27 protein-coding genes, 1 tRNA gene and 1 riboswitch are annotated in these 24,846 nt (G+C 35.6%); of the genes, 17 read left to right on the plus strand and 11 right to left on the minus strand.

Features of this window, described 5'->3' with window-relative positions; translation table 11 throughout:
- The first annotated feature begins 18 nt into the window (after positions 1-18).
- From AB5359_RS06155 to AB5359_RS06165, 3 genes are all read left to right on the plus strand, one after another.
- On the plus strand, positions 19-516 hold the full coding sequence (locus tag AB5359_RS06155) for a hypothetical protein (RefSeq protein WP_048687180.1): 498 nt from the start codon (positions 19-21) through the stop codon (positions 514-516).
- 22 nt (positions 517-538) lie between these two features.
- Positions 539-1,891 carry a PTS cellobiose transporter subunit IIC gene (gene celB / locus AB5359_RS06160; protein WP_048687177.1) on the plus strand — a complete coding sequence of 451 codons (1,353 nt, stop codon included), beginning with the start codon at positions 539-541 and terminating at the stop codon, positions 1,889-1,891.
- A gap of 75 nt (positions 1,892-1,966) precedes the next feature.
- Positions 1,967-2,665, plus strand: coding sequence for a GntR family transcriptional regulator (locus tag AB5359_RS06165; protein ID WP_003649549.1), 699 nt, complete (start codon positions 1,967-1,969; stop codon positions 2,663-2,665).
- A gap of 43 nt (positions 2,666-2,708) precedes the next feature.
- Here AB5359_RS06165 and AB5359_RS06170 read toward each other — a convergent pair whose 3' ends face one another.
- From AB5359_RS06170 to AB5359_RS06210, 9 genes are all read right to left on the minus strand, one after another.
- The gene (locus AB5359_RS06170; RefSeq protein WP_048687175.1) at positions 2,709-3,116 is read right to left on the minus strand and encodes a DUF3284 domain-containing protein; all 408 of its coding nucleotides are present in this window, start codon (positions 3,114-3,116) and stop codon (positions 2,709-2,711) included.
- Between the two features lie 68 nt (positions 3,117-3,184).
- Entirely contained in the window at positions 3,185-4,678 is a 1,494-nt protein-coding gene (locus tag AB5359_RS06175; protein WP_048687173.1) for a glycoside hydrolase family 1 protein, read from the minus strand.
- A 66-nt stretch (positions 4,679-4,744) separates the two neighbouring features.
- Positions 4,745-5,470: a GntR family transcriptional regulator gene (locus AB5359_RS06180; protein WP_368279835.1), complete on the minus strand. Its 726-nt coding sequence runs from the start codon at positions 5,468-5,470 to the stop codon at positions 4,745-4,747.
- Positions 5,470-5,796: a PTS lactose/cellobiose transporter subunit IIA gene (locus tag AB5359_RS06185; RefSeq protein ID WP_003647909.1), complete on the minus strand. Its 327-nt coding sequence runs from the start codon at positions 5,794-5,796 to the stop codon at positions 5,470-5,472. Before AB5359_RS06185 ends, AB5359_RS06180 begins: the two co-directional genes overlap by 1 nt.
- Positions 5,797-5,884: 88 nt before the next feature.
- Positions 5,885-6,133, minus strand: coding sequence for a hypothetical protein (locus AB5359_RS06190; protein WP_048687168.1), 249 nt, complete (start codon positions 6,131-6,133; stop codon positions 5,885-5,887).
- A 5-nt stretch (positions 6,134-6,138) separates the two neighbouring features.
- On the minus strand, positions 6,139-6,462 hold the full coding sequence (locus AB5359_RS06195; RefSeq protein WP_003649545.1) for a PTS sugar transporter subunit IIB: 324 nt from the start codon (positions 6,460-6,462) through the stop codon (positions 6,139-6,141).
- A gap of 146 nt (positions 6,463-6,608) precedes the next feature.
- On the minus strand, positions 6,609-8,039 hold the full coding sequence (locus AB5359_RS06200; protein ID WP_048687166.1) for a PTS sugar transporter subunit IIC: 1,431 nt from the start codon (positions 8,037-8,039) through the stop codon (positions 6,609-6,611).
- Positions 8,039-9,418, minus strand: coding sequence for a glycoside hydrolase family 1 protein (locus AB5359_RS06205; RefSeq protein WP_020806582.1), 1,380 nt, complete (start codon positions 9,416-9,418; stop codon positions 8,039-8,041). The genes AB5359_RS06200 and AB5359_RS06205 overlap by 1 nt, the downstream gene beginning before the upstream one ends.
- A gap of 201 nt (positions 9,419-9,619) precedes the next feature.
- Entirely contained in the window at positions 9,620-10,480 is an 861-nt protein-coding gene (locus AB5359_RS06210) for an ROK family protein (protein ID WP_048687162.1), read from the minus strand.
- A gap of 146 nt (positions 10,481-10,626) precedes the next feature.
- Here AB5359_RS06210 and AB5359_RS06215 point away from each other — a divergent pair, with 146 nt between their 5' ends.
- A complete protein-coding gene (locus AB5359_RS06215; protein ID WP_048687160.1) occupies positions 10,627-11,289 on the plus strand; it encodes a CPBP family intramembrane glutamic endopeptidase in 663 nt (220 codons plus the stop codon).
- A gap of 39 nt (positions 11,290-11,328) precedes the next feature.
- On the opposite strand, the gene AB5359_RS06220 is transcribed toward AB5359_RS06215, so the two are convergent.
- Both AB5359_RS06220 and AB5359_RS06225 read right to left on the minus strand, forming a co-directional pair.
- Positions 11,329-11,399: transfer RNA gene (locus AB5359_RS06220), tRNA-Gly, on the minus strand.
- 27 nt (positions 11,400-11,426) lie between these two features.
- Positions 11,427-12,038, minus strand: coding sequence for an SOS response-associated peptidase family protein (locus AB5359_RS06225; protein ID WP_048687158.1), 612 nt, complete (start codon positions 12,036-12,038; stop codon positions 11,427-11,429).
- A 132-nt stretch (positions 12,039-12,170) separates the two neighbouring features.
- On the opposite strand from AB5359_RS06225, the gene trpS reads away from it, so the two are divergent.
- The 13 genes from trpS (at position 12,171) to AB5359_RS06290 (ending at position 24,766) form a co-directional block, all read left to right on the plus strand.
- On the plus strand, positions 12,171-13,199 hold the full coding sequence (gene trpS, locus AB5359_RS06230) for a tryptophan--tRNA ligase (RefSeq protein ID WP_020806579.1): 1,029 nt from the start codon (positions 12,171-12,173) through the stop codon (positions 13,197-13,199).
- Positions 13,200-13,218: 19 nt separating this feature from the next.
- Positions 13,219-13,707 carry a deaminase gene (locus AB5359_RS06235; protein ID WP_003649538.1) on the plus strand — a complete coding sequence of 163 codons (489 nt, stop codon included), beginning with the start codon at positions 13,219-13,221 and terminating at the stop codon, positions 13,705-13,707.
- Complete coding sequence (locus AB5359_RS06240; protein WP_048687157.1) at positions 13,697-14,284, plus strand: TPM domain-containing protein; 588 nt, start codon at positions 13,697-13,699, stop codon at positions 14,282-14,284. The genes AB5359_RS06235 and AB5359_RS06240 overlap by 11 nt, the downstream gene beginning before the upstream one ends.
- Before the next feature lie 57 nt (positions 14,285-14,341).
- Positions 14,342-14,513: riboswitch (M-box (ykoK) riboswitch) on the plus strand.
- A gap of 70 nt (positions 14,514-14,583) precedes the next feature.
- The gene (locus AB5359_RS06245; protein WP_048687155.1) at positions 14,584-15,582 is read left to right on the plus strand and encodes a cation-transporting P-type ATPase; all 999 of its coding nucleotides are present in this window, start codon (positions 14,584-14,586) and stop codon (positions 15,580-15,582) included.
- Between the two features lie 120 nt (positions 15,583-15,702).
- The gene (metG, locus tag AB5359_RS06250) at positions 15,703-17,679 is read left to right on the plus strand and encodes a methionine--tRNA ligase (RefSeq protein ID WP_368279837.1); all 1,977 of its coding nucleotides are present in this window, start codon (positions 15,703-15,705) and stop codon (positions 17,677-17,679) included.
- Positions 17,679-18,449 carry a TatD family hydrolase gene (locus tag AB5359_RS06255; RefSeq protein ID WP_048687151.1) on the plus strand — a complete coding sequence of 257 codons (771 nt, stop codon included), beginning with the start codon at positions 17,679-17,681 and terminating at the stop codon, positions 18,447-18,449. Before metG ends, AB5359_RS06255 begins: the two co-directional genes overlap by 1 nt.
- Positions 18,436-18,999, plus strand: coding sequence for a ribonuclease M5 (rnmV, locus tag AB5359_RS06260; RefSeq protein WP_003649533.1), 564 nt, complete (start codon positions 18,436-18,438; stop codon positions 18,997-18,999). The genes AB5359_RS06255 and rnmV overlap by 14 nt, the downstream gene beginning before the upstream one ends.
- The gene (rsmA, locus tag AB5359_RS06265) at positions 18,989-19,879 is read left to right on the plus strand and encodes a 16S rRNA (adenine(1518)-N(6)/adenine(1519)-N(6))-dimethyltransferase RsmA (RefSeq protein ID WP_003649532.1); all 891 of its coding nucleotides are present in this window, start codon (positions 18,989-18,991) and stop codon (positions 19,877-19,879) included. The genes rnmV and rsmA overlap by 11 nt, the downstream gene beginning before the upstream one ends.
- A 76-nt stretch (positions 19,880-19,955) precedes the next feature.
- Complete coding sequence (locus tag AB5359_RS06270; RefSeq protein WP_003647898.1) at positions 19,956-20,195, plus strand: Veg family protein; 240 nt, start codon at positions 19,956-19,958, stop codon at positions 20,193-20,195.
- A gap of 120 nt (positions 20,196-20,315) precedes the next feature.
- Entirely contained in the window at positions 20,316-21,152 is an 837-nt protein-coding gene (gene purR, locus AB5359_RS06275) for a pur operon repressor (RefSeq protein ID WP_039155628.1), read from the plus strand.
- Positions 21,153-21,199: 47 nt separating this feature from the next.
- Complete coding sequence (gene glmU / locus AB5359_RS06280; RefSeq protein ID WP_048687148.1) at positions 21,200-22,585, plus strand: bifunctional UDP-N-acetylglucosamine diphosphorylase/glucosamine-1-phosphate N-acetyltransferase GlmU; 1,386 nt, start codon at positions 21,200-21,202, stop codon at positions 22,583-22,585.
- A gap of 109 nt (positions 22,586-22,694) precedes the next feature.
- A complete protein-coding gene (locus AB5359_RS06285; protein ID WP_020806572.1) occupies positions 22,695-23,666 on the plus strand; it encodes a ribose-phosphate diphosphokinase in 972 nt (323 codons plus the stop codon).
- Positions 23,667-23,821: 155 nt separating this feature from the next.
- Complete coding sequence (locus AB5359_RS06290; protein WP_003649528.1) at positions 23,822-24,766, plus strand: LacI family DNA-binding transcriptional regulator; 945 nt, start codon at positions 23,822-23,824, stop codon at positions 24,764-24,766.
- Positions 24,767-24,846: the final 80 nt, after the last annotated feature.

Raw genomic sequence — 24,846 nt, forward strand, 5'->3', positions numbered from 1 at the left:
GAAAGGGCAGATACAATAATGACTAAAAAAGATCAGAGTTTAGAACAAAAGAAACATGACATGAGTGTAAGATCTATAAATTTTAGCCGCTATTTAATGATTCGTTATTTTTCTGCGGCGTTCTTATTCACTAATCTATTTTGGTTAGTTTTTGCAATTTGCTACAAAGATATTGTTGCTTCGATAATTTCGGGATTATTGTTTGTTTTATTATTAGTAGCTTCAGTTGAGCAAGTAAGTAAATGGAATGTGAGAAATACTGATTTGAAATTTACGAAACTTTATTATCAACTGCAGCTAGGTGCAAATGTAATCTTTGCTATAGGTTGCTATTTACCATTTGGAAAGCTTCTATTTCCTTTTATGACTACAAATGATGTCGCAAATGTAATTGTTACGATTTTAGTAATTGGAATGCTAGGTTCCATTTTGATCTTAAGAAGAATTAGTAACATTCAAAATGGTCGCGACAAATATGCACGAGCAATTAAGACATTTGAAAGTAATAGACAGTAGGACAAATTGAGGGGGATGTACTATGTCTGACACTGCGCAACCATCATTTAAAGATAAAATGATGAAGATACTAGGCAAGTTCTCAGGTTCACGTTTTGTACGTGCAATTATGGGTGCTGGTTATTCGATTATTGCCTTTTCTATCATTGGATCAATGTTTTTGGTCTTAACAGTTTTAACTCAAGTTATTACTGCTAAAGGATTTGTAGATTTTTACAATAATACATTTGGACGTTTTAACAATATTTATACTGTTATTTACAACGCCACAATGGGGATCATCGCAATTTACTTTGCTGGATCATTTGCTTACAACTATGCAGATATTTACCGCAAAGAAGAAAACTTATTACTTGATCCATTGAACGCAGTTTTCTTAACTTTAATGGGTTTATTCATTACTGTTCCACAATTAGTATGGAAAGGCGGTAACACTGTCTTTGTTAACATTTTTAAGAAAGACAATGTTATTGCTGGTGGTTATGGTATTTCTGGTTCAGGTTTAACTAGAATCGGTGCTACAGGTATCTTTACTGGTTTAATCGTTGCCTGGTTAACTGTTCAAATTTATCGTTTCTGTATTAAGCATAATTGGCGGATTAAGATGCCAGCATCTGTTCCATCAGGTGTTGCTAACTCATTTACTGCTTTGATTCCTGGTTTTGTGATTGCGATTGTCATTGCTTTAATTGACGTTATCTTAATTGTTCTTGGTACAGATATTTTCCAATTATTGTTTATTCCATTCTCATTTGTTTCAAACATTGCTAATACCTGGTGGGGAGTTTTGATTATCTTCTTCCTGATTCACTTCTTATGGTGGTTTGGTATTCACGGTGCGACTATTATTTCAAGTTTCTACCAAGCAATTGTTTTATCAAACATGGCTGCTAATGCTTCGGGTGCTCACTATGTCTTTGCTGGTGAATTCTCAAACGCATTCGTAATCATGGGTGGTTCTGGTGCTACTTTAGGTATGGCACTTTGGATGGCCTTTGCTTCAAGATCTAAACAATTACGAGAACTTGGTAAACTTGAAGCTGTTCCTGCTGTATTTAACATTAACGAACCTTTACTATTTGGTTTGCCAATTGTTTATAACGTACGTTTATTTATTCCATTCTTACTAGCACCTATGACTTGTTCAATGGTTGCTTATGCAGCTATTGCAACTCACTTAGTACCTAAGATTATTGTTCAACAACCATGGCCAATTCCTGTAGGTCTTGGTGGTATGATGGCCACTGCTAGTTGGCAAGGTGCTGTTTTAGCTTTAGTCAATGCTGTAGTTGCATTCTTAATTTGGTACCCATTCATTAAGCATTACGACAATGAATTGCTTAAGAAAGAGCAAGCTGGTGCTGAGAAAGCTTAATTATAAAATATAGACTTTGAAAATTCTCATAGTTAGAATATAACTATGAGAATTTTTCATTTAGGGATGTAAATAATGAAGAAATATGAATTAGTTGCGGATAAAATAAAAGATTATATTAATAAAGAGCAACTTCATCATGGTGATAAATTGCCAACTATAACTGACTTAATGAAGAAATATCAAGTCGGAAAGTCAACTATTTTGCAGGCAATTACTTTACTTACACAGCGAGGGATTGTCTATAAGGTGCAAGGGTCGGGCGTCTTTGTTAGGCCTACCGGGCAAGATGGTTATATGTCTCTAACAGACAATGCTGGTTTTGCCCATGTATTAAAAAAGCCGACTACGGAAGTAATCGAGTTTTCGGAGAAGAAGGCACCTAAGCCAATCAGTGAACATCTTCATTCTAATGAAGAATGCTACTTTATTAAAAGATTGCGCAAGCAAGATGGTAAGCCCTTTGTCTTAGAAGAGTCATATTATCGTAAAAGTATAATTCCCTTCATGAGTAAAGAAATCGCAGAAGGCTCAATTTTTGATTACATCCGAGAAGGACTAAAGAAAGAAATTCGGTTTTCTGATAAGTATATGCGTGTTAGAAAATTAACTGCTGATGAGGCAAAATACCTTGAATTAAAAGAAGGAGATCCTTGTTTAGAAGTCTATGATACCTTCTATCTAGCCAATGGAACTGCTTTTGATAGTTCTAAATTAGTTTATAATTACAAAAACTCTAAATTTTACGATCAAAGTTCTGATGATATTATTTAACAAAAATAGCCCTAATCTCGAAATATTGAGACTAGGGCTATTGTTATTTGGCGTAAGCTAACACATTATTCTTCATTTGTTTTAGTTGTTTTTTAGCACCTTGTTTTAACTGCCAGTTGTAAAACCAGGTACCAAGATTAGAATGTTTCTTTTCATCAAAACTAAGAACGTCTTCTTTAAAAGTGATCTGACAGCCACGTTCATTGTCTTCTAAGTAATAAGCAATTTTAACATCTAGCTTAGCAGACTTAAAAATCGAAACGTATTTCTTGCCGAATTCGTACTCAGTAATTTCAGCCTTTACATTCCTTTGCTGGTAGGTAGTTCCTGCAGCGATTTTGACTGGTAGGTCATTGCCACGCGCTTTTTTTATTGCTTGTGTGAGCTGCTTATTAAGGTAATTAAAGAAATCTTTTGCTTTAAACTTTGCTTGGTCTGTAATTGTAATCATTTTGCGTCTTTCTAATATTAATTTGTCAAAAAAATAGAGCCTAGAAAATGCTAGGTTCTATTTTGCCTTTAGTCTAAATCTTCACCATGTGATGCAATAACCTTTTTGTACCAGTTAAAGGAATCTTTAGGATACCTCTTTAATGAGCCGTTACCCATGTCATCGCGGTCTACATAAACAAAACCGTAGCGCTTCTTCATTTCGCCAGTTCCGTTTGAAACTAGGTCAATTGCTGACCACATTGTGTAGCCCATTAATGGAATCCCGTCTTCATTAACTGCTTCTTCCATAGATTTAATTTGGGCACGAAGATAGTTAATGCGGTAATCATCATGAACCTTATGATCTTCAGTTAATTCATCTCCCCAGCCAAGACCATTTTCAACAATAAACAGTGGCTTGTGGTATCTATCCCAGAGATCATTTAAGGCAATTCTTAAAACATCAGGGTCTGTTGCCCATCCCCAAGCATTATAGTCAAGATATGGATTCTTGACGCCACCTGCTGACATATTACCGTTTGCTTTAGCATCAGCTTCATGAGTAGTGAGGACATTAGATGTGTAGCAAGAGAAACTTAAAAAGTCAGCGGGATATTCTTTGATTAATTCATAATCTTCTGGGCGGTCATCTAGCTTAATTCCATCTCGTTCATACTCCTTAAGGCGGTATTCAGGGTAGCGGCCACCAGTTTGAACATCCGAATAGAAAAGCATCTCTTGCTTAGCTTTCATGACTAAAAGCTGATCTGCTGGATCTGATGTATATGGATAGTAAGCAGAGTAGGCAAGCATTTGACCAACTTGGTTATTTTTATCAATTTCATGAGCTAACTTAACGACTTTGCTGCTGGCTACAAATTGATTATGAGCTCCTTGAGCACGATTTTGCTTGCTTCCATCAATTAGACCTCCACCCATATAAGGAGCCATATCCATCGCATTAATTTCGTTAAAAGTAAGCCAGTACTTAACTTTACCCTTGTAGTGGTTCATAACGATGTCTGCATAGTGAACGAAGATATCGATCATTTTTCTGTCTTTCCAGCCGCCAAAGCGATTGATCAGAGATAGGGGAGTTTCATAGTGTGAAAGGGTAACAAGTGGTTCAATTCCGTACTTAGCACATTCATCAAAGACCTTGTCATAGAAAGCTAAACCTTCTTCATTTGGTTCTTGATCGTCTCCATTTGGTAAAATACGTGACCAATTCAGGGATAAACGGAACATATTAAAGCCCATTTCAGCCATATATTTAATATCTTCTTTATAGTGGTGGTAGAAATCGGTTCCTTCATGGCTAGGATAGTAATAGTTATCTAAAAGTGCAGGCTTTGCACCATCAGGTAATTTAAATTCTTTTCCCCACGTCATTGGAGTAACACCAGTTTTGCCATCGTTTGTTTTCCAAGTTACTTTTCTTGGCTCAGTAGCAGAACCATTAGTCAAAACATCAATAGCGTTTAATCCTTTGCCACCTTCGTTATAACCACCTTCATATTGGTTAGCAGCACTAGCACCGCCCCAATAAAAATCTTTCGGCATTGAGTAGGTTTTAGTCATTATTTTTCCCTTCTTTATTTGTTTAAATTTATAAAAAAAGTTCTAGACTTGCTCTAGAACTTTTACTTAAAAGCTGTTTGTCTCTAAAACGACATAATTTCGTTCATCGTAACGATTACGACTGGTTGAATATTCAACTGGTTGACCATTATTTAACCATACGATTTGCTCAAGCTCTAAAATTGAGTCATCTTTTTTAGCTTTAAGATATTTTTGATCCCAATCGTCTGCTTTAGCAGCCTTGATTTTACGATATGCGACGCCAAACTTAAGTTTTAAGTCATGATGAAGATAATTATAAATAGAATTATGCAAGATATCCTCAGTTAAGTTGGGAACTAAGTGAACTGGCATAAAAGTATGTTCAAGAATCAATGGCTTTCCTTCAAGTCTTCTTAAGCGACGGATATTATAAACTGGGTCGCTAGACTTTAATTTTAGGTAATGTTGAATATCTTCACTAGGAAACTCAACGTTAAACTCAATAATATCGCTAGTAACCTCATCTGATCCAAGTAGATTGGCTAAGCCACTAAAGGCATTTGCTGGTGAATCAAATTTATCCTGGATTGGAACCGGACCTAAGACAAAAGTTCCTAAACCAGATTCTTTATATACAAGACCTTTTCTTTGTAATCCATCTAAGGCTTTTTTGACAGTTAACCGGCTTACTTGTAATTCGTCTGCAAGTGTTTTTTGGTCAGGAAGGGGAGCTTGAGTTTTGTAAACTCCATCTTCAATTCTTTTTTGTAGAATTCGAGCAACTTTTAAGTATTTTGCTTCCGTAGTCATTATTTTTCAGCCATTTTTTTGTAAACAGCTACTACTTCTTTAGCTAAATCAATAAAGGTAATAGCTGTCATTAAGTGATCTTGAGCGTGAACCATGTAAAGGTCAACTTTTACGTGGTTACCTTGTGCTTCTTGAGTTAACATATCAGTTTGAACATTATGAGCATTTACTAAGCCTTCATTTGCTTGCTTAATAAATTCATCAGCCTTGTCAAAGTCGCCCTTCTTAGCAGCTTGGATTGCTTGCATAGCAGCAGCTTTTGCATTACCTGCTTGCATAATAATTCCCATTACAACTTGCATGTTATCGCTATTTTCTTGTGCCATGATTTAATTCTCCTAGATAGTATTTTCAAAATAAAAGATGCTCCTGACAATATTTTATTTTACTATGTCAGCGAGCATCTCCCATAAATTATTTTTGTTTTAATTTTTGAATTCCTTGATCAATTGCTGCATCACAGTCAATTGGTAGTTGCAGCATCAATTTTCCATCTAATTCAAGTCCCTTAGGAATCTGAATAATACCTGGAAAATGATAGCCGTGGTGAGCTTTAGTTTCATCGTCTATATAGATAGAAACTTGTCCATCTGCATTAACGCCAATTTTGAAGTGATGACCATCACGATCAAATTCATTAACAATTTTTACTTCGTCATTCATTTTGACTATTTGTCGCCCATTAATTCTTGAGCAGTTTCAAGAACATGTTCACCATTCATCATGCCATAGTCTTGCATGTTGATGACTGTTAATGGGATGCCTGCTGCATCAGTAATCTTCTTAACACTGTCTTCCATGTATTGAACTTGAGGTCCAAGCATTAATACATCTGGGTGTTCCTTGTCAATTTCATCTTGAATGCCTGATGCTGCAGTAGCAAAGATCTTATAGTCCTTGCCTTTTTCTTTAGCTGCGTTTTGCATCTTTGATACTAATAATGAAGTTGACATTCCTGCTGAACAAGCAAGCATAATAGTTTTGTCTGCCATAATAATTATCTCCTTTGTGAATATAATTAAGTGTTTTTCAGTGTCTGAGTGTTGATCTATAAATTAAATGTATGCACTTTCATCATTGAAAGCATTTACATTATAGCACTTTTTTAATGATAAGTGTCAATTAATAACTGAAAAAATTATTTACCTTCAGCCTCGTCTTTCTTGAGAGCGGCAGCTTCACGTTTAACAAGAATGTTGTCGTATTTCTTAGCAAATGGCCAGTAGATTAAGGTTGAAATTACTAAGGTACATGCTTGCCAAATTGCCATCTTCCAGCCGCCAATTAGGAAACCAGAAATAACTGCTGGCATCGTCCATGGACAGGCAAAACCATTTAGAGGAGGAACAATACCAGTTTTAATTACGAAGTAGGTTGAAATAGCAACTACAACTGGAGTTAAGAAGAATGGTATTGCAAGGAATGGGTTCATAACAATTGGTAAACCAAATAGGAATGGCTCATTAATGTTAAAGATACCAGGAACTAATTCAACTTTACCAATTGAACGTAATTGTGCTGACTTAGCTGCAATTAAGATAAAGATAATTAAACCAATAGTAATACCTGAACCAGTTAAGTTAATGAAGTTGTTGTAGAATTCGTTAGTAACAACGTGTGCACCGTTAGCAATGGTTAACTTGCCGGCCTTGTATAATTGAGCGTTGTCAAATGAGTTTGCTTGAAGCATAGGACCAGCAAGAGAACCGACGATTAAACCACCGTGGACACCGAAGAACCAGAAGAATGGTACTAAGAATCCAATGGCAATTGCGCCACCAAGTGAGTCAGAGATACCTTGAAGTGGAATTTGAAGAGTGTGGTAGGTCCATTGTAAGAAGTCTGAACCAGTAGTTAACTTGAAGCCTGCGTAAATAAGCATAGTACCAATTAAGATAATTCCTGATGGAATCATAGCAGTAAATTGGTTAGAAACAGCTACTGGAACTTGTTCAGGCAACTTAATAGTCCAGCCTTTTTTCATAATAGCTGAGTAAATCCAGCCGACTAATAAACCAACAATAATTGCAGCGATCATTCCGTCTCCGCCAAGCCAGGTAATGTTAAATACACCGGTAACTGGAGATTCTAAGAAGCTTTGCAAGGCATGTGGTAACTTGTCGATATTTTCGGTTACGGCTTTAGCAGTCATTTGACCGTCAATACCTTTAGCCATAGCATTCTTTAATGGACTGTCAATAGTTAAAGTTTGAAGCATTAAGAATGCGGCTAAAGAAGTAAGACCGGGAGCTAATGGCTCGTAGCCTTCATTTTTAACATAAATATAAGCTATACCAACTGATGCCCACATAGCCATAATACTAAAAGTAGTAGTGTAGGCTTGGTTAAAGAAAGCTCCCCAACCAGAAGCATTAATTGCATCAGCTACTGATTTGATCGGAATATTTCCTAGAATAAGGAAGATAGAACCGATTAAGATAAATGGTAAAGTGTAAATCATACCATTTTGCAAGGCCTGAATAGCCTTGGTGTTAACAAATTTCATTACTGGGGGCAAGATGTGTTTATTAACGAAAACACTAACGCCCGATTTTTTCTGTTCACTCATTATATTTCGTCTCCATTATCTTTTAATACTTTTTGGAACCAATAAAATGATTTCTTAGGAACACGTTTTAAATCTTTCAAATCATGGTTTGACCGGTTAACATAGACAGCGCCATAACGCTTTTCCATATCGGCATGTGAACTTGGAATATCAATTAATCCCCAGCCTAGGTAGCCAAGAACTTTGGCACCATCTAAGAACATTGCATCTTTCATTGCTTTGATATGTTCTTCATGGTAAGCAATTCTCTCATCGTCTTCGATCATATGCTCGCCATCCCAAGTTTCTTTTAAGCCAATTCCGTTTTCAATTGGAAAGACTGGGATCTTGTAATGGTTGTACATTGTCGTAATGGCGTTTCTAAAACCAAGTGGATCAATCGTCCAGCCCCAATCATTAGTCTTGAGATATTTATTTTCAACACCGCCATAATTCATGTAACGGTTAGGTGCTGCATCTTTTGGAATTTTATCGGCTGAGAGAGTCCAAGAAGAGTAATAGCTGAAAGCTAGAAAGTCAGCTTTTGCTTTTTTCATTTCTTCTTTGTCTTCCTCAGTAATATCCCAGTTAATATGATGATCTTTTGCATACTGCATAACTTCTGGCGAGTAACCACGTCCAGTATCTGCATCATAAATATTAAAGTTCAAAAATTCTTGAACTTGCTTAGCAGCCCAAACGTCAGTAGCCTTTGAAGTTTCTGGATAAATTTGTTGGTAGGCTAGCATGCCGCCAATTTTTACATCATCATATTTTTCATGAATATAATTAGCTAAACGAATGTGGCTAATCATTGTATGGTGAAAGATTGTGTACATGTCGTCTAAGGTTTTGTCGCCTTTTTCATAGCCAGAAATATTAAATACTTCGTCTTGGAAGTAGAGATTATGTTCATTAAAGACAATCCAGTATTTAACACGGTCTGAAAAATGATCAATCATCTTTTTACCAAATCTAACAAAGGCATCAACAACATGTCTTGACATAAAGCCGTTATAATTTCGGGCTAAATGTAGTGGCATGTCGAAGTGATAAAGACAAATCATTGGTTCAATACCACGTTTAAGCATGGCATTAATCAATCTGTCGTAAAAATCGATTCCTTTAGGATTAAATTCTCCATCTCCTTCAGGACAAACTCTTGACCAGGAAATTTGAATACGATACATATTCATATTCATTTCTTTCATCAGGTCTAAATCTTCATCATAACGATGGTACTCATCAATTGCGGTGTGCCAATCTGTGGTGTTTTCTGTAGCAGGTCGTACATCGTAAACTGATAAGCCTTTACCATCCTCATTCCAGGCACCTTCAGTTTGCATACTTGAAACTGAATTACCCCAGAAGAAGTCTTTAGGCATTTTCTGCTTATTCATAACATTCCCTCTTTGCAATCGCTCACATATTTTACGTGTATAAATATAAACTTATTTCTAGTAAAAGTAAAGCGCTTTTATATAAAAATATATACTTTTCTTAAATTAGATAACAAAAAAGGACCGAGATAGTATTCTCAGTCCTTTTTGTGATGCTTTCAAACACATTTATTTAATAATAAAAAAGTGTCTATATAAAATTTAATGCTCTTTTTCAAAATCTGCAACAGCTCCACGCAAATTTGCTTCATTTTTTAAGGTACAGATGTCTAAAATTGGCTTAACAGTCGCAATATTTAATTTATTTCTTATTTTTGAAATTTCATCATTAAGAAGAGGTATTAATTCTTGGTTTTGAGAAATTCCGCCACCGATGATGATTTTTTCTGGATCAAAGCTGTGTTGAATATTATAAATGGCTGTAGCAAGAGCATGAATTAATTTATCACGTTCTTCTTGCGCAACTGCGTCGTCAATGTCAGCAAGTTCAAATACTGTCTTACCATCAAAATCTTTACCAGTTTTTTCATTGTAGCGTTTAGCCATTGAAACTGGGGAGGCTAAGGCGCTAAGTTGTTGACCATCAATAATCATAAAGCCAAATTCACCACCATAAAGATGAGCGCCGTGCCAAATTTGATTGTTAATAATAATACTACCGCCAACTCCGGTTCCAATAACTAAGAAAGCCATGCTGCTGCATCCTTTAGCTGATCCGTCAACAAGTTCAGCTAGAGCGGCACAATTTGCATCATTTTCAATACTTACTGGCAAGCCAAATTTTTTTTCTAATTCGGGTACAATTTTAAAGTTATGGATATAAGGAAGGGCACTGGCTCCTTCGATTACTCCAGTCTTCTTATTAACAGCCCCAGGAGATGAGATGGCAACGCCATCAATTTTATTTTTTGCTTTGATTTCGTTTACAGCATCAGTTAATTCTTCATAGAAAGTATCTAAATTATCAGGTGTATCAATCGTAAAGACCATTTTTAGTTTTTGGTTTATCCAAGTAGCGATCTTGATTGTTGTACCGCCAATATCAATTGCAATTAAGTTCATAATAAATGTTTCCTCTCTTGTTTTCTTCACTTTCATGCTAATTATAAATGAAAGCGTTGTCAATAAGTATATATTTTTTAATGAACTATAAATAACGTTAAGTGCTTTGTTATAATAAATGCAGTTGATATAAAGGGGAAGAAGCCATGAATACGCCATCATCAAGGCAAGGAAATTTAACTAGGTATGCTGTTTATTTAGTTCTTTATTTGATAGTAGTTGGAGTAAAGAAATTAACATTATTAAATGATCAAGTAAATAAGATTGGATATTTTTTCTTTTTAATTTTTTCGCTGTTTGCCTTATATTTCTACATTAGGCAATTTAATCGCGAGCAACGGTTCTTTGAAAAAAGGCCAAGTATGCCACTTTTAGCAGATTATGGGTTTATCGTTGGCGTATCTATCTTAGTGATCTTAGGACGAATCTTTGTTTCTTATCTTCAAGCTAAAGGCGCAGTTCCGTTGATGAATTTTCAAGTAATTTATCAAAAGGGTGAGTGCAATCTCTTATTTTGGTTTTTCATTTTTTCAATCGGAATATTGATACCAGCGATGCAAGTGTATTTAACTACCGGCTTTTTCTTTAATTATGGTTTTAGAGCACAAAATATGACTAGCGGAATAGTTGGGATCATTTGTTCAGGTTTTTTCTTCGGAATTCTCAATTTTCAAACTTCATTTGCCTTGTTTATTATTAACAGTCTTTATGGGATGCTTCTTGCTTGGTCGTACCTATATTCACAGCGAATAATGATGCCAATTTATCTAGCAATTTTAAATGGAATTTTTATGGTTATCTTGGCATAACAAAAAGGAGGAATAAAAAGTTCCTCCTTTTTTAATATAAGCGGATAGCGTGAATCGAACCCGCATCTTCAGCTTGGGAAGCTGACATTTTACCATTAAACTATACCCGCATAAGCAAAATGATTATATCATTTTTGTTAACGATGTGGCAACTGATGCCGAACCAAATTATATTCTGAACGGTTAAGTAGAGAAGTGAAGTTTTGAAAGAGCCAGCGACGTAATTCGGATGGCTTTAAGACTAATGGCATGCGTTCATGAACAGGAAGAACGGTACTGTTAGCAGCAGTTGTTACCATTGAAAAATCGTCGCCTTGATAAATGCCAGCGATTAAAGTCATTGGTTCTTCTTTAGCAGTAAAAGAAGAGTGTTCATGGTAGGTCTGATTATTTGAAGCAAGGTAAGTTTGTTTACTGCTTTCCCAAAATTCATTGGCTAAGATAATGCAGCGCTGCCGAGCAAATGAGTTGTCCCACATTGATGGTTTTTCTTCATAAAAACGTTCTATGCGAGCGTTGTAAAGAACACGATTCTTTTGAAAAGGGCTCGGATAGCCCCATTTCTTTTCAACCAGTTTTAATTCGTTGTTGCTGTAAAGCATTACTAAGGATGAAGATTTAGGATAGATTTGCGTGACAGCAGAAAATTTTTCTTCAATGTTTTTAGGTACAATCAGTGGTAATTTTAAATCAGTTGTCAAGTAAGTCTTAATTTCTTTAAGAGAGGGCATTGCATAGTGGCTACACATGATTTTTCATTCTTTCTAGTTTGATTAGTTCTTTCAATTTAATTCTAGCAATTTTTGAGTAAGTTTAAACGAATAAGGTTTTTTGCTAGAATTGGAGGTAAAGCTAAAGATTAACAAATATTGGAGAAAATTATGACGAAAGAAATTTTATTAACTGGAGATAGACCAACTGGTAAGCTTCACATTGGTCACTATATTGGGTCCTTAAAAAATCGTGTTAAGTTACAAAATGAAGGTAAATATGAACCTTATATTATGATTGCGGATACGCAAGCCTTAACTGATAACGCAAGAGATCCTGAAAAAATTAAAAATAGTTTGATTCAAGTAGCTTTAGACTACTTAGCTGTTGGTTTAGATCCTGAAAAATCTACTATTTATGTTCAATCGCAAATTCCCGCTTTGTTTGAGTTAACTGCATATTACATGGATTTAGTAACAGTTGCACGTCTAGAAAGAAATCCAACTGTTAAAACTGAAATTAAGCAAAAGAACTTCAAGGATTCAATTCCCGTAGGATTTTTAAACTATCCGGTTTCTCAAGCAGCAGATATTACTGCTTTTAAGGCAACAGTGGTCCCAGTTGGGGATGATCAAGAACCAATGCTTGAACAAACTCGTGAAATAGTACGTACTTTTAATCGGGTTTATAACACTGATATCTTAGTTGAGCCAAAGGGCTACTTCCCACCAAAGGGTCAAGGAAGACTTCCAGGATTAGATGGAAATGCCAAAATGTCTAAATCATTAGGAAATGCAATCTATTTATCTGATGATGCAAAGACTGTTCAAAAGAAAGTAATGTCCATGTACACTGATCCAAACCACATCCACGTGGAAGATCCAGGACAAGTTGAAGGAAATACTGTCTTTACTTATCTTGATGTGTTTGCACCAGACAAGGATAAAGTGGCTGAACTTAAAGAACAATACCAAAAAGGTGGCCTGGGCGACGTTAAAATTAAGCGCTACTTAAATAAGGTTCTCGAAGAAGAGCTTGGACCAATCAGAGAACGTCGTGAAAAGTTTGCTCAAAATCCAGATGCTGTTTATGAAATGCTACTAGAAGGATCAAAGAAGGCAAATAAAGTTGCTAACCAAACTTTAAAAGAAGTTAGAGAAGCAATTGGTTTAAATTATTTTGACAGATTAAATAAATAATTTAAAGAGGGTAAGAACAATGACAAGAGACAGGATTCCGTGGAAGCAATATTTTATGATGCAGGCTTTAGTTATTGCACAACGTTCTACCTGTGATCGTGCCTTAGTTGGAAGTGTATTAGTTAAAGATGACCGGATGATTGCGACCGGATATAATGGTAGTGTTTCGGGACAGCCTCATTGTGATGATGTTGGTCATTTGATGGTGGATGGGCACTGCGTAAGAACGATTCACTCTGAAATGAATGCCTTAATCCAATGTGCAAAAAATGGTATTTCCACTGAAGGTACTGAAATTTACGTTACTTATTTTCCTTGCTTTAATTGTAGCAAGTGCTTAGTGCAAGCTGGCATTAAGAAAATTAACTATTATTATGATTATCATGATAATCCTTTAGCCTTAAAACTATTGCGTGAAAAAGGCGTAGCAATTGAACAAGTAACACTTGATCATAAATACGTTCAAAGCTTAGCAGACAGGCTAGAGAAGGCTGACAATGAAAAATAAAATTATTGGTTTGGTGTCACTGCTTATTTGTTTATTAACGTTGACTGCTAGCACTAAGTCTTTTGTTAGTGATCCGCAAGGATTATTTGATAATCAGACAAAAGAACTTGTTAATCAGAAAAATGAGAGTTATCAAAAGACTAAAACTAAACCTGAAATTCGCCTTTTAAGCTTAAAAGACAGCAATGATTTAAATCGAATTCAGCCACTAAAGAATCAGATAATTATTGCTGTTGCTCTTCAAAACAAAAAGAAAAATGTTCAAATTATTGTCGGTAAGAATTATCAAGATCCTTTAACTCAAAGTAAATGTGGCAATATTGTTCGTTATGCGGGGAATAAATTAAGAAGCGAAAAGGCAGCAACTTTTAATTCCGGAATTCGATTAGTGTTTAATGCTTGCGCTACTTTGGTTGCCCAAAAAGATAAGCTGTCTTATGATAAAAATTCGCTAACACAAGATGAACTGCAAAAAATAGATCATCCACAGAGTGTAAACTTGGTTTGGGGATTAGTAATTGCAGCTTTAATCAGTTTCGGACTAGTTCTATTTAAGAGTTTTCGAAAAAAGAAGTAGGGACTTGACTAATTCTTAGTTAGCCGTTAAAGTATCAATAGAAATTAAATATTAGAGCAAATAAACTGTTAGGTGAGACTCCTACGTGAACATATGCTGTCGCCCAGCAACATCCAGAGATGCCAACGGGTCAAACAGGGATCGTCGATATAAGGCCCTCCCCAGCCAGCTAGTTATGTTAAATAACCTTACGTCACGTAGTGTTAAAACTGAACGACGAGTATAAAAATCGCTTGGATTTGAGCCGATGCAGTTTTTGCATCGGCCTTTTTGTTTGTTTGCTAGGTTCTTAAGAAAGGATGTTGAAGATGTTCAAAATCAACACTTCCGGCACAAGAAATACTACAGACACCAAGCTGGTGCGCCGGATTGCATGCGAAGATAAGTTTGCGACGCTGCAACGATTAAAAACCTCAATTAGCGGCCTTCAAAGTAAAGATGCGAGGCAACGCTTAGCAAAATACGGATCTAATGAAATAATAATTAAACATGATAAGACAAAACTTCACTATTTGTTAAAGGCTTTTATAACTCCTTTTTCCCTTGTTCTGCTTTTTTTAGCAATTGTAGCAATTTTTTTAAATTCCTCTCAACATACTCTTAACCTAAGTCCAGCAATTTTTGTTTTAGCAATTTTATTTATTTCAGCCATTTTAACTGCTATGCAAAATATTCGTATTAATACTAATATTCAAAATTTGATAAATCGAATTTCTAGAACAACTCAAGTAATGCGTGATTGTGAACCACAGCAACTTTTAACCCGTGATCTAACAATTGGAGATGTGGTACTACTTAAAGCTGGAGATATTGTTCCAGCTGACGTTAAATTACTGAAAAGTAATGATTTAGAGTGCTCATTACTTGGTGAAGAAGACACTGTGAAAAAGAGTGCTACTAATTACACTGGTAAAAATAATAACTTAGATTACGCTAATATTTTATATGCAGGCACAATTATTCTTTCAGGTTCAGGCATTGGCGTTATCTTTGCGACTGGTAAAGAAACTGTTTTTGGAAAGGTAGTTCAAAATCTTTCTAAGATTAATCTAGAGAACCATCTCTTTAATTCTAGTATGAAAAAATTAACCAAAATCTTTTTAACATTAATTCTAGTTATTGTTCCAGTTGTTTTGCTAATTAATGAAATAATGCGTGGTAATTGGGAGAATGCTCTGATTTTTGCTATAGCAATTACTATTGGCATAACGGCTGAAGTAATGCCAACAGCTATTGTAAATAACTTGGTAAAAGCCAATATCGATATGCCTAGGATTCGAGCGACATATGACAATTAATTATCTAAATAATTTATAGGAATTCCGTATTTTATAGAATTCCTTTTTTTAATGTACAAATTAAGTCCTACATGCTATGTTATACTAGCAATTAAAAGACTTATGAGAGGAAGAATAAAGATGGCTGAAAAGAAAACTTTCTATATTACTACACCTATTTATTATCCATCTGGAAAATTAACTATCGGTAATGCTTATACTACGATTGCTGCTGATACAATGACTCGCTACAAAAAATCTCGCGGTTTTGATACCTTCTTTTTAACAGGTACTGATGAACACGGTTTGAAGATTGAACAAAAAGCTGAAGCACAGGGTATTAAACCTCAAGAATTTGTAGACAAGATGGCAGCTTCTTATAAAGAGTTATGGAAGATGTTAGATGTTTCTTACGATCGCCTTATTAGGACAACTGATGAAGACCACGTTAAGGCTGTTCAAAAGATTTTTGAAAAGTTGTTAAAGCAAGGCGATATTTATTTAGGCGAATATACTGGCTGGTATTCAGTTGAAGATGAAGAATACTTTACTGAATCACAACTTGCTGAAGTTTATAAAGATGATAATGGTAATGTTATTGGCGGTAAAGCTCCGTCAGGCCACGAAGTTCGTTTGGTTAAAGAACCTTCATACTTCTTTAGAATGAGTAAATATGCTGATCGTCTTTTACAGTATTATAAGGATCATCCAGACTTTATTTTGCCTCACTCTCGTGAAAAGGAAATGATAAATAACTTTATCAAACCAGGTCTTGAAGATCTTTCAGTAACTCGTACAACAGTTGACTGGGGAATTCCTGTACCAAGCGATCCTAAGCACGTAGTTTATGTTTGGATTGATGCACTTTCTAACTATATTACTGCCCTAGGTTATGGCTCAGATGATGATTCATTATTTAAGAAATATTGGCCAGCTGATGTTCATTTAGTAGGTAAAGAAATTGTTCGTTTCCACACTATTTACTGGCCAATTATGTTGATGGCTCTTGACTTGCCACTTCCTAAGCAAATCTTCGGTCATGGCTGGGTATTGATGAAAGACGGTAAAATGTCTAAATCTAAAGGTAATGCCGTTTATCCAGAAATGATTGTTAAACGCTATGGATTAGACGCTCTTCGTTACTACTTGATGCGTGCAATTCCATTTGGTTCAGATGGTATTTTTACTCCTGAAGATTTCGTTGAGAGAGTTAACTTTGATTTAGCTAATGACTTGGGTAACTTGCTAAATAGAACTGTTTCGATGATTAACCAATACCAAGATGGTCAAGTTGCACCAGTTGCAGCAGAACAAGATGAATTTGCTCAAGACTTGATGAAGACAGCTAAGGAAACAATTGCTGAATATCAAAAACAAATGGACGCTCTTCACTTCTCTCAAGCTCTAGATAGTGTTTGGAAGCTTATTTCTCGTGCAAATAAATACATTGATGAGACTACTCCTTGGACTTTGAATAAAGAGGGCAAGAGCGAAGAATTATCTAAAGTAATGTCTAATTTAGCTGAAAGTCTTCGTTTAGTTGCTATTTTAATTGCACCAGTAATGACTCAAAGTCCAGTTAAGATGTTTGAACAACTTGGTCTTGACTGGAATAATGAGGAACAAAAGAAACTTGAATTTGGCGGCTTTGACTGGAATGTTAAAGTAACTGAAAAACCAACTCCAATCTTCCCAAGACTTAAGAATGATGTTGAAGTTAAATACATTAAGGAAGAAATGAAGAAGGCAAAACCAAAGAAGAAGACTAGAAGCCAGCAAAAAGAAGAAAAGCATATCACCATTGATGACTTTGACAAGGTTAAGATTCAAGTTGGTCAAATTTTATCAGTAGAACCAGTAAAGGGTTCAAGTAAGCTGTTGATGTTTAAGCTAGACTTTGGCGATGGAAATGAGCGTCAAATTTTGAGTGGTATTCGCAAGTTCTATCCAGATGCAAGCGAACTTTTAGATAAAAAGGTGCTAGCAGTAACTAACTTGAAACCACGTAAAATGTTAGGTCATGAAAGCCAAGGAATGCTTTTATCAAGTGAAAAAGATGGTCAAGTTAAATTAGCTATCGTAGGCGATGAACATGAAGTTGGAGCTGAATTAGGCTAATGAAAATTTTTGATTCGCATACGCACTTAAATGACGTGCCTTTTCGAGGAAAAGAAGAGATCTACCTTGATCGGGCACGAGAATTAGGTGTGGTAAAAAGTGCGGTTGCTGGACAAGATCCAGAATTTAATGAACGCGCAGTTGATCTAAGTCAGCGTTTTGACAACTTATATGCTATTGTTGGCTATTGTCCAGATGTAGCAAAAGATTATGATCAAAAAGCAGAAGATAAGCTAGTTGAGCAGCTAAAAAAGCCTAAAACTGTTGCTTTAGGAGAAATTGGACTAGATTATTACTGGGATGAATCGCCAAGAGATGTTCAACGAAAAGTTTTTGCGCAGCAGCTTGACTTAGCTCATAGCTTAAAGATGCCAGTAAATATTCATACACGTGATGCTTTTGAAGATACATATCAAGTTTTAAAAGATAGTCATGTCGGTGAATATGGAGGAATAATTCATAACTTTAATGGTGATCCTGATTGGCTTAAAAAGTTTCTTGACTTAGGGATGATGGTGTCATTTTCTGGCGTTGTTTCTTTTACTAAAGCGGTTGATGTCCATGCTTCGGCTAAAGTTGTTCCTTTGGATAAATTTTTAATTGAAACGGATGCACCATACTTAACGCCAAAGCCATACCGCGGAAAGCAGAATGAAACAGGATATGTGTGTTATGTTGCAGAAGCGATCGCTAAGTTACGTGACACATCTGTTGAAGAAGTGGCAAAGCACACGTTTGAAAATACGATGAGGGCATATGGAATCAAATAATCAAAAACAGTTTAATGCGGTAGTTGTTGTTGAAGGACGAGACGATACCAAGAGATTAAAACAGTTTTTCCCAGGAATTGAAACTATTGAAACTAATGGCTCGGAAGTATCTGATCAAACTTTAGCAGAAATTAAGAAACTGGCAAAAACACGAGAAATAATTATCTTTACAGATCCAGACTATAATGGTGAAAGAATTAGAAGACTGGTGACTAATGCTGCGCCGAATGCTAAACAAGCTTTTATCACTCGTAAAGAGGGAGAGCCAACTAAGAGAGGAAATAGCTTAGGAGTTGAACATGCGTCAAAAGAAGCACTAGTACGTGCTTTGGGTGATTTGCACGAGGTTCAAGCAGTAGAGAGTGATATTACTAAAGAAAAGTATGATGATTTGGGTCTAGCAGTTAGTCCAGAAGCGCGTCTTTTACGTGAAAAAGTTGGGATTAAGTTAGGAATTGGATATGGAAATAGTAAACAATTCTTAAAGCGCTTAAAAATGTTTGGAATTACTTATAAAGAATTAAAGAGGGCAGTTGAAGATGTCAAATAGTATGCCGATTGCTAGTCCAGTTCGGACTCAGGCGATTGTTAATCGCTACTTTATGCATGCAAAAAAGAATTTGGGGCAAAATTTCTTAGTAGATTTAGCCGCAATTAAGGGAATTGTTGAAGCGGCTGATATTCAACCAGGTGATCAAGTTATTGAAATTGGACCAGGAATTGGGTCTTTAACTGAGCAGCTTCTTTTAGCTGGTGCCAAGGTGTTAGCTTATGAAGTTGATCAAGATTTACCTGAAATTTTAAAAAATGAATTGCCACAAAAAGTTGCTGGTGAAGAATTAAGCAATCGCTTTAAATTAGTCATGAAAGACGTATTAAAGGCAAACTTTACTAAAGATAGCGATGGTTTTCTTGATTTAAATAAGTCGGTTAAAATTGTTGCTAATTTGCCTTACTACATCACAACGCCGATAATTTTTAATCTAATTAAGAGTAATTTGGCTTTCAGTAGTTTAACGCTAATGATGCAAAAAGAAGTGGCTGAGCGTTTAGTTGCTAAACCCAAGACTAAGGAATATGGTCCTTTAACAATTGCTGTTCAAAGCAGAATGAATGTGAAGCTAGCAGAAGAAGTGAAAAGTACGTCATTCATGCCACGCCCAAAGGTTGACTCTGCAGTTGTTGTCTTGACGCCACTTACTGAAAAGCCAGATATTGACGATTATTCTTTCTTTGATCATGTTGTAAAAATGTGCTTTGCTCAGCGCCGAAAAACACTAGCTAATAACTTAAAATCCTTAGTCAAGGATAGAGATATGCGTGAAAAAATGATTAATGATTTAGGACTAGATCTTCGAGTTCGTCCGGAAGAATTAACGCTAAATCAATTTGTAGAGTTAGCACATCTTTTAAAAGATCAGCAAGCATAGAACGCTTACAATTTACAGACTTGAAAAAATATTAATTTTTTGATAGAATAGTACCCAAGCAAAGGAGTGACGTCCAGTGCCAACAACACTAATGGCAATTAAACATAATTTGGATTCTCATTTGGGCGAAAGCTTGGTAGTAGTAGCTCAAGCAGGAAGAAAGAAAGTAACGCGCCGTAAAGGTAGATTAACTAAGACTTATCGTGCAGTGTTTGTAGTTGACCTTGATCAAGATCAAAACAACTTTGAACGAGTATCTTACAGTTACACGGATTTATTAACCAAGAACATTGAGCTTGAGTTTGATGAAATGTAAGCGACAATAGAATATATTACGAACAATCACTAGTATTTTTCTTAAAATGCTAGTGATTTTTCTTTAGATAGAGTATATTTAAGTTTAGAAATTTAATTTAATGTTTAGGAAGGTAAAAGCATGAAACGTTCAGAAAGATTAGTTGATATGGTTAAGTATCTTTTAGCTCGCCCTCATACTTTGATTGCATTGCCATTTTTTGCAGATCGCTATGGCGCAGCTAAATCTTCAATTTCAGAAGACTTGGCAATTTTACGTCAAACTTTGGCTAGCGACCAAAATGGTATTTTAGAAACTGTAGCAGGAGCTGCTGGTGGAGTGAGATACATTCCTTTTGTTGGGAAAAAAGAGGCTACTAACTATCTTCATGATTTAGCTGACCGTATCGAAGATCCTGATCGTATTTTGCCTGGTAATTTCGTTTACTTATCTGATATTTTAGGCTCACCACAAGATTTGCAGCAAATTGGACAATTGATTGCAACCAAATATGCCTACAGTAATGTTGATTATGTAATGACAATTGAAACTAAGGGGATTGCTATCGCGCAAGCAGTTAGTCGCTTTTTAAACGTACCATTTGTGATGGTTAGAAGAAGACCTAAAATTACTGAAGGATCAACGATCTCAGTTAACTACGTTGCTTCGTCAAGTGAACGAGTTGAAAAAATGGAATTAGCAAAAAGACTACTTCCAGAAGGAAGCAATGTATTAATTGTTGATGACTTCATGAAAGGCGGCGGAACTTTAACTGGGATGGAAGAACTAGTTAAGGAATTTAAGGGAACAGTTGCTGGAATGTGCGTTCTCTGTGAGACAAAATACGCTTCTCAAAAGGTCGTAGATGATTATCAATCACTGATTAAGATTACTGAAGTTGACAGAACTAAAAAGCTAATTAAAGTACGGCCAGGTAATTTCTTAGAGCAGACAGACTTCAATCGTTTTCCAAAATGATATACTGATAGTTGTTTAAATATAAAAATTGAAGGGATATAAAACTAATGAATAAGTATGTTGTTATCTTAGCTGCTGGAAAAGGTACCCGCATGAAGTCCCAACTTTACAAGGTATTACACAAGGTTTGCGGTAAAACTATGGTAGAGCATGTGGTGGATGCTGCTAAGGGCACTAATCCAGATAAGATTATTACTGTAGTTGGAAATGGTGCAGATAGCGTTAAAGATGTTTTAGCAGGTCAATCAGACTTTGCTTTTCAAAAGCAACAATTAGGTACTGGCGATGCTGTACTGGCAGCTAGTGATTTATTAGCAAATCTTGAGGGTTCAACTTTAGTTGCTACTGGTGATACTCCGTTATTTACTGCTGAAACTTTTAACAACTTATTTAAGAAGCATGAAGAAAGTGGAAATAGCGCAACTGTTTTAACTGCAAAAGCGCCAAATCCATTTGGTTACGGCCGTATTATTCGTGACGAAGATGGAAATGTTTTAAGAATTGTTGAACAAAAAGATGGTACGCCAGAAGAATTAGCAGTAGATGAAATTAATACTGGTGTCTTTTGCTTTGATAATAAAGAACTATTTAAGGCTTTAAAACAAGTTGGCAATGACAACGCTCAAGGCGAATATTACTTAACTGATGTTTTAGAAATTATGCGTAAAGCTGGTCACAAAGTTGGTGCGTATGAAATGCCAGATTTTAGTGAGAGCTTAGGAGTTAATGACCGAATTGCTCTTGCTCAGGCAACTAAGATTATGCAAAGAAGGATTAATGAAGAGCACATGAGGAATGGTGTTTCATTTATTGATCCAGATACAGCATATATTGATAGTGACGTTAAGATCGGTAATGACACTGTTATTGAAGGAAACGTTGTTATTAAAGGAAACACTGAAATTGGCAGTGACTGTTATATTACTAATAGTTCAAGAATAGTTGATTCTAAGATTGGTAATCATGTTACTATTACTTCTTCAACTCTTCAAGAAGCTCAAATGGATGATAATACTGATATTGGACCTAATTCTCACCTTCGTCCAAAGGCAATTATTAGAAAAGGTGCTCATATCGGAAACTTTGTTGAGATCAAGAAAGCTGAAATTGGTGAAAATAGTAAAGTAGGACACTTAACCTATGTTGGGGATGCTACTTTAGGTAAAGACATTAATATTGGCTGTGGTACTATTTTCTCTAACTATGATGGTGTGAAGAAGTTCCATACTAATGTGGGGGATCATTCATTCATTGGTGCTGGTGCTACGATTATTGCCCCAGTTAATATTGCAGATCATGCATTTGTTGCAGCTGACTCAACTATTACTAAAGATGTTGAACGCTATGATATGGCAATTGCTAGGGGAAGACAAACGAACAAGCCTGATTACTGGCATAAGTTACCGCTCTCAAAAGATAAAGAATGGGAATAAATTAAAAGAAGTTGTTAAACACAACTTCTTTTTTTGCTATTTACAAGCGTAAAGGATATTTTTTTGCTATTATTAAGTATGGAATTGTAATTTTTCAGTGGAGGAAATTATGTCTCAATTAGACAAAGAAATCAAAATTTTTGCGCTTAACTCTAATAAGCCTTTAGCAGAAAAAATTGCTGATAAGGTTGGAGTTAAGCTTGGTAAATCTGATGTTAAACGTTTCAGCGATGGTGAAATCCAAATTAACATCGATGAGTCAGTTCGTGGTAAAGATGTTTACTTGGTACAATCAACTTCAGCTCCAGTAAATGATAATTTAATGGAATTATTGATCATGATTGATGCCGTTAAACGTGCATCAGCTAGAAGCGTAAACTTAGTTATGCCTTACTACGGATATGCACGTCAAGATCGAAAGACCCGTGCACGTGAGCCAATTACAGCTAAGTTAGTAGCTGATATGTTGCAAAAAGCTGGTGCTGATCGAGTTCTTTCGCTTGATTTACATGCCCCACAAATCCAAGGATTCTTCGATATTCCAGTTGATAATTTAATGGGTGCCCCACTCCTTGCTGACTATTTCTTGAGTCATGAATTAGAAAAAGATGCTGTTGTAGTTTCACCTGACCATGGTGGCGTAACTAGAGCAAGAAAATTAGCAGAATTTCTTAAGACTCCAATTGCTATTGTGGACAAACGCCGTCCAAAGGCAAATGTTGCTGAAGTTATGAATATTATTGGTGATGTAGAAGGCAAACGTGCAATCATTATTGATGATATGATTGATACCGCAGGTACCATTACCTTAGCTTCTCAAGCTTTAATGGATGCTGGTGCAACTGAAGTTTATGCATCTGCAACTCATGCTGTTTTGTCTGGTCCAGCAATTGAGCGTTTAAATAATTCTCCTATTAAGAAATTGATTTTAACTGACTCAATCAATCAACCTGAAGAAAAAGACTTGTCTAAGGCTGAAATTGTTTCTGTTGGGCCATTGATGGGTGAAGCAATTAAATTGATCCAAGAACATAAACCAGTTAGTCCACTGTTTAATACTCGTTTTCAATCACATAACTAAATGAACTATAAGGTGATACCTATAAGTAGGTATCGCCTTTTTTTATTGCTTTAAAAATAATAGTTTTAATTTTTAGACTCGCTAAGCGTTTACATTATTAGAATAATTACGGTAATATTAAGTTATACAGTTTTAAAAAAGGACTTAGAAGTATTATGACTACTTTATCTGATGTAGCAAAAAAAGCTAGCGTGTCTAAGATGACGGTATCACGCGTCATTAATCATCCTCAACAGGTTACGCCTGAATTAAGAAAAATTGTCGAACAGGCAATGGAACAACTAAATTATCATCCAAATTCAGTTGCTAGTGCACTAGCCCACCACCGTACAAATGTAGTTAAATTAGTAATTCTGGAGGATATTGATACAACTGAACCTTACTACATGAATTTACTTTTCGGGATTGCTAGTGGATTAGGTAAAAAACACTATGCACTACAGTTAGCAACCGATAGTGAGGTTGGTGGCGGCGATGGTTATATTATCACAGGTGGCAGAGCAAATGATGCCAAATGGCTGGACCAATTAAATAAACCATTTGTGTTATTCGGTGAAAATCGCTATGGCTATGATTTTATTGATACCGATAATAAATTAGGTGAACAAATAGCCACACAATATGCTCTGGATAAAAATTATCAATCAATTGTTTTCATTGGAATTGATGAAAAAGAGCCTTTTGAATATTCGAGAGAAGCTGGATATATCAACACCTTGCAGAAGCATAATATGATTCCTAAGATTTTTAGAATCCAAAATCATAGTAGTTTAGCTGAAAAACTAATTATTAGTAATTGGAAAAAGTTTGCCCCCAACACTTGTTTTATTTGTGCAAGTGACCGAATAGCGGTTGGGGTTGTACGTGCTATTCAAAGAAAAAATGGAAATATTCCACGGGATTTTGGAATTATTGGCTTCGATGGAGTTTTCTTAGATCAGGTATCAAATCCTAAGCTAACAACTATTAAACAAAATTTATTTAAGTTAGGTGAACTCTTAGCAGAAATGATTTTGCAAAAGATTCAACAAGGCGGAGCTCAGCAAGGTGAGGTTCTTATTGAACCGGAATTAATAAAAAGTGAATCTACTAGAATTTAAGAAGCTATGGATGAGCTTCTTTTTTTTGATACCGGTAACATTTAAATAGCATTGTAAGCGCTTAAAATTATTGCTTAAAA

The sequence above is a fragment of the Lactobacillus sp. RTP31084st1_F9_RTP31084_210423 genome (genome assembly GCF_040919545.1).
Classification (GTDB): Bacteria; Bacillota; Bacilli; order Lactobacillales; family Lactobacillaceae; genus Lactobacillus; species Lactobacillus paragasseri.